Source organism: Chitinophaga sp. W2I13 (assembly GCF_050434005.1).
GTDB lineage: Bacteria > Bacteroidota > Bacteroidia > Chitinophagales > Chitinophagaceae > Chitinophaga.
Window position 1 is genome coordinate 6,434,463 of sequence record NZ_JBNPWD010000001.1, and the last position, 17,629, is coordinate 6,452,091.

The 17,629-nt window shown below is 48.2% G+C and carries 12 protein-coding genes; 3 read left to right on the forward strand and 9 right to left on the reverse strand.

Annotated elements, in window-relative coordinates; translation table 11 throughout:
* Positions 1–12: 12 nt before the first annotated feature.
* From QFZ48_RS26300 to QFZ48_RS26325, 6 genes are all read right to left on the reverse strand, one after another.
* Positions 13–1,053 (reverse strand): sugar phosphate isomerase/epimerase family protein, encoded by a 1,041-nt coding sequence (locus QFZ48_RS26300; RefSeq protein ID WP_429048175.1) that lies wholly within the window; start codon positions 1,051–1,053, stop codon positions 13–15.
* An 18-nt stretch (positions 1,054–1,071) separates the two neighbouring features.
* Positions 1,072–2,271, reverse strand: a complete 1,200-nt coding sequence (locus QFZ48_RS26305; RefSeq protein ID WP_429064541.1) for a class I mannose-6-phosphate isomerase — start codon at positions 2,269–2,271, stop codon at positions 1,072–1,074.
* Between the two features lie 14 nt (positions 2,272–2,285).
* Complete coding sequence (locus tag QFZ48_RS26310) at positions 2,286–3,350, reverse strand: aldose 1-epimerase family protein (RefSeq protein WP_429064543.1); 1,065 nt, start codon at positions 3,348–3,350, stop codon at positions 2,286–2,288.
* A 29-nt stretch (positions 3,351–3,379) separates the two neighbouring features.
* Positions 3,380–6,073, reverse strand: a complete 2,694-nt coding sequence (locus QFZ48_RS26315) for a c-type cytochrome (protein ID WP_429064545.1) — start codon at positions 6,071–6,073, stop codon at positions 3,380–3,382.
* A gap of 105 nt (positions 6,074–6,178) precedes the next feature.
* Positions 6,179–7,660, reverse strand: a complete 1,482-nt coding sequence (locus tag QFZ48_RS26320) for a RagB/SusD family nutrient uptake outer membrane protein (protein ID WP_370910869.1) — start codon at positions 7,658–7,660, stop codon at positions 6,179–6,181.
* 24 nt (positions 7,661–7,684) lie between these two features.
* Positions 7,685–10,813, reverse strand: a complete 3,129-nt coding sequence (locus QFZ48_RS26325) for a SusC/RagA family TonB-linked outer membrane protein (protein ID WP_429048167.1) — start codon at positions 10,811–10,813, stop codon at positions 7,685–7,687.
* Between the two features lie 216 nt (positions 10,814–11,029).
* Between QFZ48_RS26325 and QFZ48_RS26330 the strand changes: the two genes are divergently transcribed.
* From QFZ48_RS26330 to QFZ48_RS26340, 3 genes are all read left to right on the forward strand, one after another.
* A complete protein-coding gene (locus QFZ48_RS26330) occupies positions 11,030–11,785 on the forward strand; it encodes an SGNH/GDSL hydrolase family protein (protein ID WP_429048165.1) in 756 nt (251 codons plus the stop codon).
* A 1-nt stretch (position 11,786) separates the two neighbouring features.
* On the forward strand, positions 11,787–12,809 hold the full coding sequence (locus QFZ48_RS26335) for a serine hydrolase domain-containing protein (protein ID WP_429048163.1): 1,023 nt from the start codon (positions 11,787–11,789) through the stop codon (positions 12,807–12,809).
* A 310-nt stretch (positions 12,810–13,119) separates the two neighbouring features.
* Positions 13,120–13,638 (forward strand): 3'-5' exoribonuclease domain-containing protein, encoded by a 519-nt coding sequence (locus tag QFZ48_RS26340; protein ID WP_429064547.1) that lies wholly within the window; start codon positions 13,120–13,122, stop codon positions 13,636–13,638.
* Here QFZ48_RS26340 and QFZ48_RS26345 read toward each other — a convergent pair whose 3' ends face one another.
* From QFZ48_RS26345 to QFZ48_RS26355, 3 genes are all read right to left on the reverse strand, one after another.
* A complete protein-coding gene (locus QFZ48_RS26345) occupies positions 13,639–15,996 on the reverse strand; it encodes an ABC transporter permease (RefSeq protein WP_429064549.1) in 2,358 nt (785 codons plus the stop codon).
* Positions 15,997–16,136: 140 nt separating this feature from the next.
* Positions 16,137–16,373: a VF530 family DNA-binding protein gene (locus QFZ48_RS26350; RefSeq protein ID WP_429048157.1), complete on the reverse strand. Its 237-nt coding sequence runs from the start codon at positions 16,371–16,373 to the stop codon at positions 16,137–16,139.
* A 35-nt stretch (positions 16,374–16,408) separates the two neighbouring features.
* Positions 16,409–17,440, reverse strand: a complete 1,032-nt coding sequence (locus QFZ48_RS26355; RefSeq protein ID WP_429048155.1) for a GntR family transcriptional regulator — start codon at positions 17,438–17,440, stop codon at positions 16,409–16,411.
* Positions 17,441–17,629 lie beyond the last annotated feature (189 nt).

The following is a 17,629-nucleotide window of genomic DNA, read 5'->3' on the forward strand; positions in this document are numbered from 1 at the left end:
ATAATTAAAAAACTATTCCTGCCAGCCGTGCTGTTGCCTTACAGCGATCATGGCGGCGAGGATATCGTTCCAGGTTTTCGCCTGGGTCATCACGGCGTTAGGGAACATACAACCATCCCAGCAGATATGTTTCACTGCCTTCGTGAGTTCTCCTTTGTCGTCGCGAAGCCAGAAGCCTGCATCTTCTGCAATGTTCAATTTCCCGTTGGGATCAGTGGCCAGGCAGTGGCGGCCGGTTTTATCGTGGGAGCCGGTGCCATGCACGGTACCATCATTCTGTGCTACGTGGAAATCGATCGTCCACGGACGAAGCGCCTGTGTAAGCTTCCGGAGCCCGGCTTTGATCGCCTCGCGGTCGCTCCATTCAAAGTTGGCCGGCAGTATCCTGTCTTCCGGACTGTTATACCCCAGCAGATATAAAAACGTGTGCGACATATCTGCCTGGAAACCGATGTTGGGCCGGTCTACTGCTTCAAGGGTATCCAGCATTGCTTTCCAGCTGTGCATACCACCCCAGCAGATCTCACCTTCTGCGGCTAGTCTCTCGCCATAATCGGCAGCAACATCACATGCTTCCCGGAAGGTTTGCGCAATCAGCTTTGTGTTGCCTGCGGGATCTTTGGCCCAGTCTTCCGGGCTGCAGGCAGAGTCGATGCGTACCACACCGCCCGGCCGGATGCCGAGGTCACGGAGGCGTTTGCCCACATGGCATGACTTCCGCACCTGCTCTACAAATTTAGCCCTGTCTTCTTTGCTGCCCATCGCGGAACCGCCGCTGGGAGGCCAGATTGGCGCCACCAGGCTGCCGATCTCCAGGTTATAGGAGGAAACTTTTTCTACCAGTCTTTTCAGGTCATCGTCGGAGCTGTCTGCGGATACATGCGGGTCAAACAACCCAATGTCGATACCGTCAAACTTAACGCCATTGACTTCGGCATTGGCTGTCATTTCCAGCAATGTATCAAACGAAATGATGGGCTCCGCGCCATCTCCTTTTCCTACAATGCCCGGCCAGGTGGCGTTGTGCAGCTTTGGATAATTATTATCTTTCATAACGTCGTTTTTAAAAGATTATAACACGAGGTCGGGGTTACCCGGACCAAAATGTTTCAGCATCACAATCGGATCAGTAGCGGAGTGGTTGACGATTTTCACTCCTGCAACAGCCGCTGCTTCGCTGATAAAAAACTCATCGTTGGTTAACTGACCATAGCGGATCAGCGCCGGCGTATCAATATCCCATACGCCCATTTTGCCGTGCCCCTGCATGAGGATGATGCCATAGGCGGCGCTGTCTTTAATAACTACCGTGGCGCCTGGAGCTACGGTCAGCTCTTTGGCGCTGAAAGCATCCGATTTGTAACACACCCAGTTCTCCGTATATCCTTCCCCGTTAGCAGCTGTTACAGGCGGCATGAAGCGGTTCTGGAACTGGTTGGGATCCACGTTCAGTTCCCAGTCAATCACGTCCATCAATGCATCGTAATCGCCGATGCTTTCTTTGGGCGTACCGTTCCAGAGCAATACTTCAGGAACAATGGCTTCGTTTACGAGCGACTGGTACATCGCAAATACATCGGAAGCTTTTTGTGGTTCGTAAGTACACAAGCTACCTGGCGCATGCAGCAGTCCCGGCGGAACATCCCATCCGGTGCCCGGTTCCAGGCGGTAAGCCTGTGAGTAGTTCGTGATCTTATTATCTCCCTTGGTAAAATTCAACAGGCATTCCTTGATCTGTTCGCGGGTGGTGCCGGGAGCAATACCCATGAAAGTATAAGGGAAATCACCGCCATGATTATTCAGCTGCGGCGGAAAGTAATAAGCTTCGGGCTTGCCGGCCTGTCCGATCAGTGCTGCCTTTTCATCGTTGTGGTGAATATGGTGGGGGAGCGGTCCCATGTTATCGAAGAACTTGGAATACATCGGCCACGCGCCATAAGTATCCCATAAACGTTTCCCGATCAGTTTATCTTTTAACGCACTAATGGCATCTTTCAGTAAAAATTGCTGCGTACCACTGCCATCGTTTACTACCACCATGCTTAAACCTTCATTTTCGCCTGTTAAAGGGCCGTTCTTTGCCGGAGTGGTAGACGACAACCAACGTTCATCGATGCCGCCACGTTCGCCTCCCAGGACGTAATAATCGTCCGGGTGTAATTTGATCCGCCGTCCTGGCACACAAAATGATCTGGGCACCCAGTTTGGTGCCAGCCGGAGAATCCCTTGTCCCTGTTCGAGTGCTTTTTCTGCTAAGCTTGTTTTTTCCATGAGCTTTAAAATGATTATAAAAGATCAGTGAGAAATGATTCGATGTCTTCGTTGGTATGCAACAGGTCTATCTGCAATTCATATTCACGGCGTTCGCCCGGTTCCATGAATAGCAGCGTACCTTCCCTGCGGGCCTTTGCCTGCCCGGTAGGCGGATGGGTGCCGGGTTCCAGCCCCATCACATATTCGCCCTTACCCCAGTGCTGCCAGTTGGTAAGCACCGGTAACTGCGCTTTTTTAAACCGCAGTGAAAAAGCCAGTTGCAGTGCCGCGTTGTGCACACCACAGGTGCACCATCCGCCGGCATCCGCCACGGGATCAATGATCGCGGCTTCTTCACCGCTGCCGGCATGACTGTCCAGCGGCGCGAGGCATTTTTTATAGTTGTGATCCGCATTAAAAATGTGATCCGGATTACCTTCCCGGGAAACCCAGTTTCCCTTCCAGCAAATGTCCGCACCTTCATCTACCAGCGGCCAGCCGAAATTGAAATGATACAATAACATATGCGGCGCAGTGATATTGCCCCTGTTCACTACTTCATCATGTACCCGGATCTCTGCTTTACCGAGTGTGCCGGAAATAGTGCGTTTCAGCATCAGCTTTGCCCCGAGTACGCTGGTTTGCAGCATGGTCCCGGTAATGCTCATCTCCATCTGTCCGGCCACAGGGTCGGGTTGTATGATGGAAACAATTTCAGCAGGCGTATTGCTGACAGGTCCGTGCAAACCGCGTTCTCCATATTCATCGGTTTCCGGCCCGCCAACATGCATCAGTCCGCAGGTGGTAATCAATCCACCGCCAAAGGTTTGGAGCCAGTCCAAACCTTTGTTCGCCCCGCGGGTAGGTGCAGTAATGCCGCCATGGCTTAACCAGGCCAGGCTATGCTGATGATAAAACGCATCTGCAATATCCATGGCCCGGTCGATGACCACCTTATAACGCAGCCCGGTACCGGTATTGATCCAGGCGATGCGGGTGCCCCTTCCGGGGCCGTTGTCCAGCACCGCCGTTTCTATACCTCCCAGTTGAAAATGATTCGAGAGTTTATGTTGCCACGACTGATTATTCAATGCCATCCGCGCGTTATTTATCTTCCAAAAAAATATTATTTACGACCCAGCTGCTTTGGAGCCAGGAAAACAGAATCCTGTTTGTTGCCGCCGGATTTCAGATAAGCCATTAAATCCCTCAGTTCTTCTTCATTCAAACGGTTAATTAACCCTGGCAGCATCACTGAAACTTTGGATGCTTTTGTTCCGGTTACATCTTTCTTCAGCAGTTCGCGCTGATCCTGTGTGGCAAATGGATTCTGTGAAATCACATACTTATCCTTGTCCTGGCTTACCAGCCGTCCTACTACGGAGCTGCCGTTCTTTAAAGAAAATACGGTGGCTTCGTACTGGTCGGAGATGGTTTTGCTGGGTTCAATAATTGCTTCGAGAATATCTTTATTGGAAAAACGTGTACCCAGCTGCGTTAGATCCGGTCCGGCTACGCCGCCTTCACCACGCATGCCATGGCAGGAGCTGCATAACGCCGTGGCAAACATTGCCCGTCCCTGTTCAAAATCACGTTTGGTGGTAGCGCTGTCCACTATTTTAAGTGCTTCTTCTACCGTCCATCTCCTGCCCGGGCCTTTTGGTTGCGCAAAGCCTGCCGCCAGGTTGCCGCCACTGTTTAACAGGGAGTCGCCGGAAATCTGGTTGAAGTGTGCGAACTCTTTTTTCGGCACATTGGCTAACGCGTTTTTCCTGGCGTTGTTGATGAAGCCAATAAAACTATGCCCGCCTTTAAAAGTGAAGGCGTTATAAAACCAATGGAAATATTGTTCCTGTAATTCAGGTGTCCAGCCGCTTTTAGCCTGGCTTAATACCGTTGCATACCAGGTTTGCTGTAAGGGTGGCATTTTAGATAACATACCGGCAATGTCCAGTCCGTACTGCGGATTACGCATGATCAGGTCGGCTGATTTCATGGCAGTTTTAGCGGCAGCGGTATCATCTTTGGCACTGGCCAGTAACGCCATTGTTTTTTCCACAGCATTGGGGGCATTGATATATACCAGTACTTTACTCAGCGACCTGTTCAGATCGTTGGTAGTGGCAGGATACTGCGGATCAAGGTAGGCGGCTATTTGCGCGGATTGTTCTGCATCCGGTTTACCCATACGCACAAATACGAGTTCAAAAGCACGCAGCAGGTCAATCTGCTGGGAAGGCGACAACTGCGCATAGTTGATGGTCATCAGTTGCGGCAACAGGAGCTTCTTTACATCCTCCTTGCCCTGGCGCGCGAGCGCTATCGCTCCCTGGATCAGTGTTTCAGGATCTTTTTCCTGTAACAATTTATTCTGCCACTGACTTACCGGTTGATTTTCGATGGCTATCCTTGCAGCGAACCGGATAAAGCGGTCACTGTTTTTCAGGTAAGGCCATGCAAACTCAACTGCCCCTTCTTTTGCACCACCGTGGTAGGCTTCCAGCTGTTTGCGGATCTTAGCGCCCTCTGTAGGCGCTGCTGCAGCCAAAGGTGCGTTATCTTCCTTATTGTCTTTGTAGTATACGCGGTAGAGATCAGACTCCAGTCTGCGGCCACCGGTCAGGAAATACAATGCACCGTCAGGGCCGATCATACCATCTGTTAATGGCAGTGGAGAACCCGACAGGAATTCTTCTGCGCCTGCCCTGTAAGAAGCGCCATCCGGTTGTAAGCTGATGGCATAGATGATACCAAAGCTCCAGTCGAATGCAAATAATGATTTGCGGTATTTCTCCGGGAACCGCGCATTGCCGCCATAGATCAGGTTGGTAGGGGAGCCCTGGCCAATGTTGAGCAGCGGTGGTAAGTTATCGGGATAGGCGGGAGACCATTTCTCCGTACCCGGACGCCATCCGTATTCGCTGCCGCTGGTTACCTGGCATATACGGGTAGGACGGTACCAGGGGGTACCAAAATCCCATTCCATATCTGAGTCATAGGTGAACATATCACCGGCATCATTAAAAGTAAGATCAAAGGGATTACGGTAGCCGGAGCTGATGAGTTCCCAGTTGCTGCCGGTAGAATCGATGTGCGCTATCCATCCGCCATGTGTATTCACCGTATTATCGTGACCGTTAGGATCCTTGATAAATGGTAACACGTTGTCGATGTTCCAGGATGGCGGCACTTTATAGTTATTCATCTCCGGAATTTTGGTAAAATTACCGGCAATCACATAGATGGATTTTTTATCCGGAGATAATACAATGCTGTGCGGGCCGTGTTCTCCTTCGCCTTCCAGTGCTTTCAGCAGGGTGATCTTATCAAACTGGTCGTCGCCGTTGGTATCCTGTAAACGATACAATCCGCTGCCTTTGTCGAAACGGTCGTCACTGTTGTGATTCACCATTACATACAAGCTGTTGAAGGCATACAGCAGCCCCTGTGCATAACCCATAGATACTTTTTGTGTGGAAGTATCATTGCCAATCCTTAGCTGTTCTATTTTCAGCTTGGCAGAATCTTCCCCTACGGCAGGGAGCTGCAACCGGTAAAGAAAACCATACTGATCGGACACGATCATGCGCCCTTTGTCATCAAAGGCCATTGACACCCAGGAGCCCTGGTTGTTGTCGCCCGGACTGTACAACCGCTCTGCCTTAAAATTATCAGGTAATTTCAGGGCATCGATTTTCGGATTGCCGGTTAGCTTGGTCTCTGACGTTGAGTCGTTTCCGTTATTGCAGGCCACACCGGTCATCAGAACGGTGGAAACCAACAACAGCAGCGGGAAAGCTCTTTTACGTAACGTGGTCATAATATAATCTTGAATAGGTTCCTGAGTTGATGCTATTGATATGGGAAAACGTTTACTATAGCTGTAGTAATATAGTAAACGTTTTCCCGTTTTTTTCAACTTTTTTTACCAGCCGGTATTTTGTTCAAATCCATTCAACCTGATTTCTCTTTCAGGAATTGGAAATAATAACTGGAACGGCTGTATGTTATATGATGCCGGGCTGAGCCTGGTCAGCCTTTTCTTTTCTTCTATTCCGTGGGCAGTCATTACGGAAACGGCTTTACCGGTGCGAAGCAACTGATACCAGCGATTGTCTTCAAAGGCGAGTTCTACACGCACCTCGTGAAAAACAGTATCGCGGAAAGCGCTCTGACTTAAAGCCGGTAAAGGATCCAGCCCAGCGCGTTGACGCACGGGATTGATATATTGCAGCGGGTTGCCGGTACCGGTTTCATTGATGGCTTCTGCAAGCATTAGCAACACCTGGGAGTAACGGTACACCGGCCAGTTTTCATTCGCACGGCCATCAAGCGCATAAGGTGGATGATAGAACTTCCGGATCAGCGGCAGTTTGCCACCAAAGGCAACTGATTCTGCGAAAGCAGCATTGGTCGGACTGGAGTACATAAAAATAGATGCATCCTTTCTTTTGTCCTTTGCATCGTACGCATTCACAATACTGGGAGTGGGCATGTTTACGCCGCCCAGGTTGCCATTGAAGCCGGTCAGGTCTTTTTTACCGTTGCGTGGACCGAAGTTGAAAATATAATTGCTGCTTTCTGTTTCGATGCCGGAGTTGTACTGAACCGAAAAAATGGATTCTGAATTGTTCTTCTTCGCCGGATCAAAATTATCTGCGTAATTATCTACCAGTGAATAGTTCAGTGTGGTTACCTGTTGTAAGGTGGTTACTGCCTTTGGATAATCTTTCATGGTCAGGTAAACCTCACCCAGTAAAGTAAGTGCAGCACCTTTGGTAGCCCGGCCGATGTCGCCGCCGGAGTAGCTGGCAGGCAGGTTGGCAGCGGCTTCTGTGGCATCCGCAATGATCTGGGCATATACTTCTTCCACGGTGGCTTTTTTCGGAGTGGAAGCCTCATCCGGGCTTGCTACTTCCTTCACCAGCAACGGCACGCCGCCAAAAAGGCGCACCAGGTGAAAGTAGTACAAGGCCCGGAGGAATTTAGCTTCACCGAGATACTGCTTTTTAGTTGCGTCGTTGGAAAATTTTACGCCATCAATACGGGTAATAATTACGTTGGACTGCTGTATGTTTCTGTATATCTGCGTCCATACATTGTTCACATAGTTATTGGTGGGAGTGATCAGGAACTCGTCGATCTCTTCGCGTTGCTGCGCGCCACGGTCACTTTCATCATACTGGTAGTTGGTATTATCAGCTCTCATTTCCGCCATCGCCCAGTAGTCGCCGGTATAGAATTCCTGTAGTACGCCGTAGCAGCCATTCACCGCACGGAGTACCTGTGCTTCGGTAGTATAATAGTTGGATCCGCTGGAAAAAGAATTTGGCTTTACATCCAGCATGTTAGTACATCCATTCAGTGCGATCGCAAGCAGCGCGATAAAAGGTATCTTAGTTTTCATGTTGCTATTCTTTTTTTGACTGAATTAAAAGGAGAGATTGGCGCCCAGTGAATAAATTCTTGGAACCGGGTAACTGGAGTAGTCGATTCCAGGTACCAGTGCGCCGCTTCCACCTTTGCCCATGTAGTTGGTTACTTCAGGGTTGCCGCTGTAGTTGGTAAACAGGATGGCATTCTGCACACTTACATATACCCTGGCACTTTCCACAAATCCCATCTTAGGAAGGCTGTAGCCTAGTGTAATATTCTTCACCCAGGCATAATTATTTTTCTCTACAGTCAGTGAACTTACGTCGCGGTACATTACCCTGCCGCGGCCGGAACCGTTGGTAGTAGGTACTTTGCCGTTGCCGGGGTTGGATTCTGATCTCCACCTGTTGGCTACATCTTTACGTACATTAAATACACCATCTATATTACCGTTGTAGTCATTAGTGGCATGTAAGCGATCGGCGCCCATAGAGCCAACCACCAATACACGGAGGTCAAATTTTTTGTAGTTCAGGATGTTGGTTAAGCCCCAGTTGAAGTCGGGATACGGATTACCGATGATCGCGAAATCTTCCCGCGGATTAATCACACCATTGCCGCTGATATCTTTAAAGCGGATATTACCCGGAATAGCGCCGGGGAAAGCGGGGCCTTTATCTACTTCCGCCTGGTTCTGGTAAATGCCGTCAAATACATATCCATACAGCATGGCGAGCGGCTGACCTACAATGCTTACGTTGGTGGGATTGCCTTCACTGCTGTTACCGGAATAGATAGGGGCATTGTCTTTTCCTAATGCCAGCACCTTGTTGCGGTTGAAGGCAATGTTAAAGTTGGTGGTCCAGGTGAAAGATTTGGATTCTATATTGCGGGAGGAGATACCAATTTCCAGTCCTTTGTTTTCCATGTCGCCACTGTTCTCTGTTACGGTGGTAAAGCCGCTGGACTGCGGTACTTCCACGTTTAACAGCAGGTCCTGTGTATTTCTTTTATAAGCATCGATGGTCAGGTAGATGCGGTCTTTCAGCAAACCAACGTCAACGCCTATATTTAATTCACGCATTTTTTCCCAGCCAAGATTCGGGTTGCCGAGGGTGTTCATTACACGGCCACCATTCAGCGCACCACCCAGTACATAATCACTGGTGCCGATGCTGCTCATGTAGGTGTAGTTACCGATATTGAAGTTCCCGGAGAAGCCATAGGATGCCCTTATCTTCAGGTCGCTGAACACACGGGAGGACTTCATAAAATCTTCCTGTGATACGCGCCATCCCAATGCCACGGAAGGGAAGGTACCCCAGCGGTTGTTGGGGCCAAAGCGGGAAGAACCATCACTTCTCACAGTAGCGGTTACCAGGTATTTATCTTTATAAGCATAGTTTACCCTGGCCAGGTAAGATAATAATGCCCACTCTGTTTTATCTGTTACATTAGGATTATTGGTGAGGGTAGCTGCACCGTTGATGGTTTTAATATCATCGTCCGGGAAGTTGGCAGCATTGATGCCCACATTTTGTTCCTTCTGTGATTGGACACTGTACCCCAGCAACCCGGTAATGGCATGCCCGCTGCCGCTGGTGTACTGGTAAGTGAGCGTATTTTCATTCAGCCAGTTCAGGTAATTTCCGGTGATGTAACCTCCGGAAGGAATACTTGGCGGCGCTGCATTGGTGTTACCAATAGTGGAAGGCCGGAAGAACTCAGCGCTTCCTTCCTGGTAATCTACGTTGAAAGTGGATTTAAATTTCAGGTTCTTTATAATTTCATATTCTCCGTAAGTGTTGAAAAGGATACGGGTGCTCTTGGATTTGTTGGTCACTTCATTGAGCATCATTACCGGGTTCGGGAGACCAAAAGTACCCGGACTCTGGATATACTCATTATAACTGCCGTCTGCCTTATAGATTGGCTCTATAGGGCTCGCAATACCAAAAACGCCTTCGCGGCCTTCCCCGTTGGTGTTGCCTTTGCGCGTGGTGTATGAAGGGGCTACGTTAAAGCCTACCTTGAACCTGTCGGAGAGATTGGCATCCACATTGGCTCTTACTGTGAAACGTCTGTAGCCGGAGTTGATGATCACGCCATCCTGGTTGTAATAACCAGCGGAGACATAGGTCCTGATTTTATCGGTACCACCACTCACGCTCAGGTTAATATCCTGCATGGGTGCTGTTCGCGTAATGGCATCAAACCAGTCGGTGCCTTTACCGATCAGTGCAGGATTGCGGTAAACTTCCGGTATGTCGGCATCAGTAGGTTCGCGGTGTTCGGTGAAACGGATATTATCTTCAATCGCTTCTTTTCTGAACTGTGCAAATTCCTGTCCGTTCATCAGGTTTGGGCGTCCTTTATCAGGGATGGATTGAACACCATAGTTGGCAGAAAGCTGCACCCGGGGAATACCGGAGCTGCCTCGTTTGGTAGTGATCAGCACCACGCCATTGGCGCCTCTTGAACCATAAATAGCTGTTGCAGAAGCATCTTTCAACACCGCCATGGATTCGATATCCTGCGGGTTAATAGCGTTCATCGGATCAGATACCTGGTCGGAAGAAGATGCCAGCGGGTAACCGTCCACTACGTAGAGGGGCTGGCTGCCTGCACCCACTGCGCCGATGCCGCGTACCTGTACCTGTGGACCGCCGCCGGGAATACCATTGGAGGTACTTACCTGGATACCGGCAATCTGGCCGGCTAATGCCTGGTCGGGACCAGCCACCGGCATGTCTTTAATATTTCTCATGGTAACAATACCCACAGATCCAGTTACATCTTTTTTCTGCTGCGTACCATATCCTACAACCACTACCTGGTTGAGTACTTTATTACTTGGCTCCAGCTGTACGCTGATGCGGGTACGGTTGCCTACAGCATAAGTTTTGCTGGCATAACCAATGATGCTGAAAACAAGGGAGTCTGACGGACTGGCGGAAATCGTATATCTCCCGTTGGCATCACTGAATGCACCCTGGCTGGTACCTTTAACGCCAACGGTTACACTCGGAAGCGGGGAGCCCGTTCCTGCATCTGTTACCTGACCGCCAACGTTATTCTTTTGTGCATAGGTGAAAGTGCTGATGAATAACAGAGCGGAGCAAGTGATGCCAAAACGTGCGGGAAAGAAAGATCCTTTTTGATAAAGGGTGGAAGTTCTGATCATAACGAGTGGAATTTGGTTTGATGAAACGGCATTACTTAACGGAAATAAATTTAGCGGAAGAATAATACATTCCTGTCCTGTTGCGTCCTGTACTGTCCTGTACTGTCCTGTATCAGGGCATGTTAACTGGTATCAAAGAGGCGTTTGTAAAAGCCGGGAAAATATTGTTACTTTCCGTTGCATTTATTAAAATGCAGACAGTTAAAAATCTGACGTATGATCATGAACAGAAAAAGCCTGACATTGGTAGCCCTGTTTGCCATATTGGGCACTACGGCTTTTGCGCAGAATACTACGGACGCTGATGCTGCCGCAAAAGAAAAGAAACAGCGGGAGGAGTTGATGAAACAGGACTGGGCCTGTTTAAAGTGTTTTGAGGAAGCGAATACCCAGGTTACCGCGCCCAAACCGGGCGAACAACGGGTAGTATTTATGGGTAATTCCATTACCATCGGATGGGGAAAGCTGAACCCGGAGTTTTTTGAAGGCAAACCCTACATCAACCGGGGTATCAGCGGACAAACCACGCCACAAATGCTGATCCGCTTCCGTCCTGATGTGATTAACCTGAAACCAAAGGTGGTAGTGATCCTGGCAGGTACCAACGACATTGCGGGCAATACCGGCTTTACCCCGGTGGAAACGATTTTCGGGAACATTGTATCGATGGCGGAACTGGCCAAAGCAAACGGTATCAAAGTGGTGCTGTCTTCCGTAATACCGGCATTTGATTATCCATGGCGTAAAGGACTGGAGCCGGTTGGAAAGATCGCCGACCTGAATCAGCGCCTTAAAAACTACGCCGCCAAAAATAATTGTGTATACCTGGATTATTATACGGCGATGGCTGATGAAAGAAAAGGCCTGAAAGCCGAGCTCACCTACGATGGTGTACACCCCAATAAAGCCGGCTACCTCGTGATGGGGCCACTGGCGGAAAAAGCAATAGCCACAGCATTAAAGAAGAAATAAATTGAAAACCCGTTCATTCATCCTTACCGGCGTTCTGGTGCTGGCTGCCGGGCTGGTTGCCGCACAGCAGTCACTTTCCAACCGGCTTGACTCTCTGCTAACCGTCAGAAGTCCCCGCCCGTTCAACGGGGTAGTGCTAATTACACAAAAGGGCAAAACGCTCTATACTAAAAGCTATGGCTACGCCAACCGCGAAGCAAAGCAGCCGCTGAATATCGATGATCCGTTTATCATTATGTCCATTACCAAGCAAATGACGGCTGTAATGGTTTTGCAGGAAGTCGAAAAAGGACATATCCAGCTGCAGCAAACATTGCATACTTATCTACCGGAAATAAAAGATAGCTGGGCAGACAGCGTCTCCATCCACCAGCTGCTGAATCATACCTCGGGCGTAGTGTGGTTTGATGCCCCGCTGGCCTTTCCGCCCGGCACCAGGTACGCTTATTCCAACTTTGGCTATTCCCTGCTGAAATCCGTATTGGAACGAACTACCGGTAAGCCCTATACGGAGTTGGCAGATGCCTTGTTTAAAAAATGCGGCATGAAGCACTCCGGTATTACCGGCCGGAAGCGGGCCGTGCAGGGCTACCAGGAAACGGCATCCGGAAGCCTGGAAGCGTGCACGGACACCATACCCGACTGGCACTACGCAGGTGCAGGCGTGGTTTCCACTGCCCGCGACCTGGTACGATGGAATGAATTGCTATATGGAGGGAAATTGCTGAACGACAGCAGCTACCAGCAAATGACGCATGTTTGGGAACACCGGCAGCACACGGTATACGGGTCTATAGGAACCGGCTATGGTATTGTGGTCAGCGACGATAAGCAGGAGATGGGACATACAGGATATATGCCCCAGCTGGGTTTTACACTGATTAACTTCTACTACCCGGCTACGGGCAGCAGTCTTGTCGTAATGGAAAATGTGGGATATAGCGAAAAAGATATACCCAGGGCCTATTACTTTGAAAAAAACGTCCGGGAAATATTATTGCCAACTGTTATAAAGAAGCAATAACAACTATTTACATAATTCCACTGCAACGATATGTTATTTTTTTGTTGTAACGTTTTCTAATTCAGATATTTTGTTGTAGTTTCATTACTCACCAAAGAAAAGGAGGTATTCATGCTATCTACAGAATATTCATGGACACCTAAGGTTAATTTAGTTTAACCCGGGCGGCTCCATTAGAGAATCTGTTAACGCTTTGGCGTTAAAGGCATCCTGGCATAGCCGGGATGCCTTTTTCTTTGTTATATAATATTTTTATATTTTTGGAAGATGTATAACGCCTTAGTGACCCCAAGGCAACAAACTATAAAACATGGCTTTTATTATGGTGGACGTTGAAACAGATGGTCCCATTCCCGGCGATTACTCAATGATTTCTTTTGGCGCCGTTCTGGTAAATGAACAACTCAATCAATCTTTTTACGGTCAGCTGAAACCCATTTCCGATAAATTTATCCCGGAAGCACTGGCCGTGTCTAATCACACGCGGGAGGATACCCTGGGCTTCAATGATCCCGCACAGGTGATGCAGGACTTTAAACAATGGATTATCTCCGTTAGTAAGAACCGGCCCATTTTTATCAGCGATAACAACGGGTTCGACTGGATGTTTATCTGCTGGTATTTTCATCACTTTACCGGTGAAAATCCATTTGGATTTAGCTCCCAAAACCTCGGCAGCTTGTACAAAGGCATTACAAAAGATACTTTCCAGACCTTCAAACACCTGCGCAAAACAACCCATACACATCACCCGGTAGATGACGCGAAAGGCAATGCAGAAGCCCTGCTTACCATGAAACGCGAAATGGGTCTGAAAATTAAACTGTAGCTACATCCGTAAACTTTTAACCGGGTTTGCCAGCCCGGCTTTCACCGACTGGTAAGCGATGGTAACTCCTGCTATCAATACAGATACCAGGATGGCAATAACGAAAATGCCGCCGCCGATATGGGTCTGATAAGCGAAATTGTCTAACCAGCGCGCCATTACAAACCAGGCCACAGGCGCCGCAATGACGAAGGAGACGATGATCAGCACAATGAATTCTTTTGCAAATAAGCCAACGATGTTCAGGAGGGAAGCACCCAGTACTTTACGGATACCCACTTCTTTGGTGCGCTGAACCGCTGCAAAGGCCACCAGGCCGTATAATCCGAGGCAACCGATCAGAATGGCAAGAGACGAAAAGAGCTTGAAGGCGGTATATAATTTTTGCTCCTGGTTATATAAATTGGCAATCCGGTCGTCCAGAAAGTCGTATTCAAACAGGTTCTCCGTAAAGAGCGCCGACCAGGTCTTATCAATACCAGAAAGCGTGTTGTGCATATTTGCCGGTTGTATCTTTACACAGGCGGTTCTAAAGCCATTGGAGCTGTATTCCAGCACACAGGGTCTTCCTTTTTTATAACGTGATTCACTTTGAAAGTTCTGTACCACACCCATAATCTGGGTGGGGCTGCCATTGATGTAGAAACGTTTACCAATGGCGTTTTCCGGTGTTTGTATGCCAATTTTGTGTAGCAGGGTTTCATTGACCAGCACCCGGCGCACGGTATCTGCATCTGTTAATTTACGGAGGTTTTCACCTGCCAGCAGTTTGATGGAAAACATATCCAGGTATTGTTCATCAATGGCTTTCATCTCTGTTACATCATCCTTGATAACACCGGCTTCAGGGCAGGTAAAGGCGGCATAATTACTGCCACCTACCGGCGGTCCGGAAGCAAAGCTCAGCTGCTTTACACCTGGGTTGGATAATAATTGTTCCCGCAAAATATCACGTTTTTCTTTGTCAGGAACCCGGAAAGAAACCACGGCATCTTTATTAAAACCCAGGTCCCGGTTCTGGAGGAAGTCCATCTGGTAGCCTACTATCAGCGTACCTGCAATCAGGATCTGTGAAATACCAAATTGGGTGGATACCAGGATCTTTCTTAAACCCAATCCCCGGAAGGTAATACCCGTATTGCTTTTAAGAGAGGCTGCGGGCTGAAAGGTGGATTGTACAAAGGCGGGGTACAGGCCCGCTAAAAGTATAACCGTTACCGTTATTGCTGCCAGCAACGCTGCAATGACCGGTTGCATCAATTGTGACACCCCGATTTTCACGTTCATCCAGGTGGCCACAAAAGGCAGCAAAATGCCTGCAGCTATTGTTCCCAGCACAACGGCAATCAACACCAGTAAAGCGGTTTCAGACAAGAACTGGCGGATGAGTTGTCCGCGGTAAGCCCCCAGCACTTTACGTACACCCACCTCTTTTGCACGGCGTATCGCTTGTGCAGTAGCCATGTTGATGAAATTGATACAGGCGGTAATAATGATAAACAACGCCACCATAGCAAGGCCCCAATAGGTTTCCCGGCTGGTGGTAGGACTGGCAGGACTACTCTGGTAACGCTGGTCAAAATGGATTTCTTTCAACGGCTGCAGTAACAGTTTTGTTCCCGCGGCAACATCTGCGCCCCAGTTTTTAGTAATAAAGGCGGGCATCCTGGCCTGCAACTTCGCTGCATTATAGTGTTCCGGCAGCAATACAAATGCATTGCCTCCGCTGATGTTGTAGAATGAGGCCTGCGCCAGCGCTTCCTTCCGGATGGTTTCGTAGGAAACCAGGAATACGAAAGGCTGACTGGTATTGCCCGGCAAATCTTCAACAACACCGGTTACTTTAAGATTAAACTGGTTGTTCAGGTTGATCACCTGGCCCATTGGGTCTTTGGTGCCAAAGTACTTTCCGGCCATACTTTGTGTCAGTATCACCTGGTTCGGCTCCGACAACGCCGTGCGCGGATCTCCTGCCAGCCAGTGGTAGTCAAACAGCTGCAGGAAGGCCGCATCTGCAAAAGCAAATCCTTTTTCATTGTATCGTGCATCACCTGCCTTTACGAGCCCGGTAGCCTGGTACCAGTATTGCGATACCTGTTCCAGTTCCGGGAAATCGTTACGCAGTGCGGGTACCACCGCCAGTGAGGTACTGGGATTATAATCGAGGGCATTGAATGTTACTCGGTAAATCCGATCCGCTTTTTTGTGGAAGCTATCGTAACTCAACTCATTTTTTACAATGAGAAAAATGATCAGGCAGGCCGCAATGCTAAGCGTTAAGCCAAATACATTCAGAAATGTATAGCTGAGATTCCGCGTGATCGTCCTGAAAGCTGTTTTAATATAACTGCTGAACATGCAAATGCAATTTATAGGATGGAGCTAACTTGCAGCGAAGTAAATGCCATCATATTAAAATGCTGGTTTTCAGTATGTAAGGAAAGATTAAAAGAGGAGGGATGTCCGGTTTTGAAAAGGTGCGTGTCCGGTTCCGGACACTACTTCAATAACTTCTTCCGTAAAGAATATAGATAAAAATCCTCCACCTTTTTACGCGCCCATGGCGTTTTACGGAGGAATTTTAAACTGCTCTGCACAGAAGGATTGCTGATAAAGCAATTAATCCTTACCTGGTAGCCCAGTTCTTCCCAGCCATAGCTTTCATAAAGATGTGTCACTATTTTTTCCAGTGTTAGTCCGTGCAGCGGGTCTTTGGATGCGCCTGGTGTTTCCATGTTGTTCCTTTTTTAAGAGCCCAAAGGTAAGGTAATTACAAAGATGCCCGCATGGTCACATAAAAAGGTACTTCTATCTGTGCCCGGGAGTTATCGAGTATCAGCTGTGCAGCCATTTCTCCCATACACCTAAAGTCGGTGGAAATAGTGGTGATGCCGTTGAGAATGAATTTTTTCAACGGTGTTTCGTTGTAGGAAATGATCCCTACATCCTTACCTATCTTCAGGTTTAAGGAAATAATCCTTTCAATCAGCAATACCAGGTCATTTTCCCGCAGGTTAATATATACATCTCCCGGCTGAATATCTTCTTCTCCTATCTCTTCCACCTTCTTGCTGTTGAAGGCATAGTTCTGGCAGAACTGCATAAATCCTTCATAAATTTCTTCCGGGTAATAGGTATTATCGGGGTAAATGATTTTAATAGTGTGGTATTGCTGCAGCTTGTCCCTGGCTTGTTCCAGGGCGCCGTAAATATCTTCCTGGAAATTCTCGTATACTGCGCCGTATTCGCCGGTCACGCCTTTCAGCTTTTTATCCAGCAGGATAAGCTTTTCTTTCGGGATGGTATTGATCACTTCATCTACGTGCTCCCATCTTTCCCGGAAGTGCGGAAGTATCACAATATGTGTATATTCATTAATATTCTGGGATAACAGTTTTTTAAAGAGACTGAAATCGCTGTTATAAATATAGAAGTCGATATTGGCCTGTTCTCCCAGCTTGTCTGCAAACGAATCATAGATGATTTTTTTGTGCTCGCTCAGTTTGTTGAACAGCAGCAGTATCTTAAATTGTTGGTCAAGATTGGTTTGCGACACATAGTAGCCTTTTCCGGGAACGGACCCCAGGATACCCAGTCCTTTCAGGTATTTGTATGCTTTCTCTGCGGTATCCCTCGAAATTTCAAAAGCGTAGCTGACTTCATTGATGGACGGCAGTATATCATCCTGCTGCACTTTTTTGTCCACAATAGCTTTGATGATAGAGTTGGCCAGCTGGTAATATTTAGGCGTGGCAGAAAAATCATCAATAAAAAGGTATTTAAAGATCGGATGCTGTTTCATGGCTCATCAGGTATTAATCCGCGGAATTAGCTATCAGGTGCTGACATGGCTGTTTTCACGACAATGATAGTGATTTAATTCTACAATTACTATCTCCTGCCGGAAACCATGACAGTCCATGACAGTTTTAAAAGTTACATGTTTTATTTTTATGGAACATTCGTTTCCACGTTACAAATTACTACATCA

Bases quoted from the DNA above. Each gene is read 5' to 3' on its own strand.
- QFZ48_RS26325 (WP_429048167.1), bottom strand. From the start codon at position 10,813: ATGATCAGAACTTCCACCCTTTATCAAAAAGGATCTTTCTTTCCCGCA.
- QFZ48_RS26320 (WP_370910869.1), bottom strand. From the start codon at position 7,660: ATGAAAACTAAGATACCTTTTATCGCGCTGCTTGCGATCGCACTGAAT.
- QFZ48_RS26315 (WP_429064545.1), bottom strand. From the start codon at position 6,073: ATGACCACGTTACGTAAAAGAGCTTTCCCGCTGCTGTTGTTGGTTTCC.
- QFZ48_RS26345 (WP_429064549.1), bottom strand. From the start codon at position 15,996: ATGTTCAGCAGTTATATTAAAACAGCTTTCAGGACGATCACGCGGAAT.
- QFZ48_RS26355 (WP_429048155.1), bottom strand. From the start codon at position 17,440: ATGAAACAGCATCCGATCTTTAAATACCTTTTTATTGATGATTTTTCT.
- QFZ48_RS26350 (WP_429048157.1), bottom strand. From the start codon at position 16,373: ATGGAAACACCAGGCGCATCCAAAGACCCGCTGCACGGACTAACACTG.
- QFZ48_RS26330 (WP_429048165.1), top strand. From the start codon at position 11,030: ATGATCATGAACAGAAAAAGCCTGACATTGGTAGCCCTGTTTGCCATA.
- QFZ48_RS26300 (WP_429048175.1), bottom strand. From the start codon at position 1,053: ATGAAAGATAATAATTATCCAAAGCTGCACAACGCCACCTGGCCGGGC.
- QFZ48_RS26310 (WP_429064543.1), bottom strand. From the start codon at position 3,350: ATGGCATTGAATAATCAGTCGTGGCAACATAAACTCTCGAATCATTTT.
- QFZ48_RS26305 (WP_429064541.1), bottom strand. From the start codon at position 2,271: ATGGAAAAAACAAGCTTAGCAGAAAAAGCACTCGAACAGGGACAAGGG.
- QFZ48_RS26340 (WP_429064547.1), top strand. From the start codon at position 13,120: ATGGCTTTTATTATGGTGGACGTTGAAACAGATGGTCCCATTCCCGGC.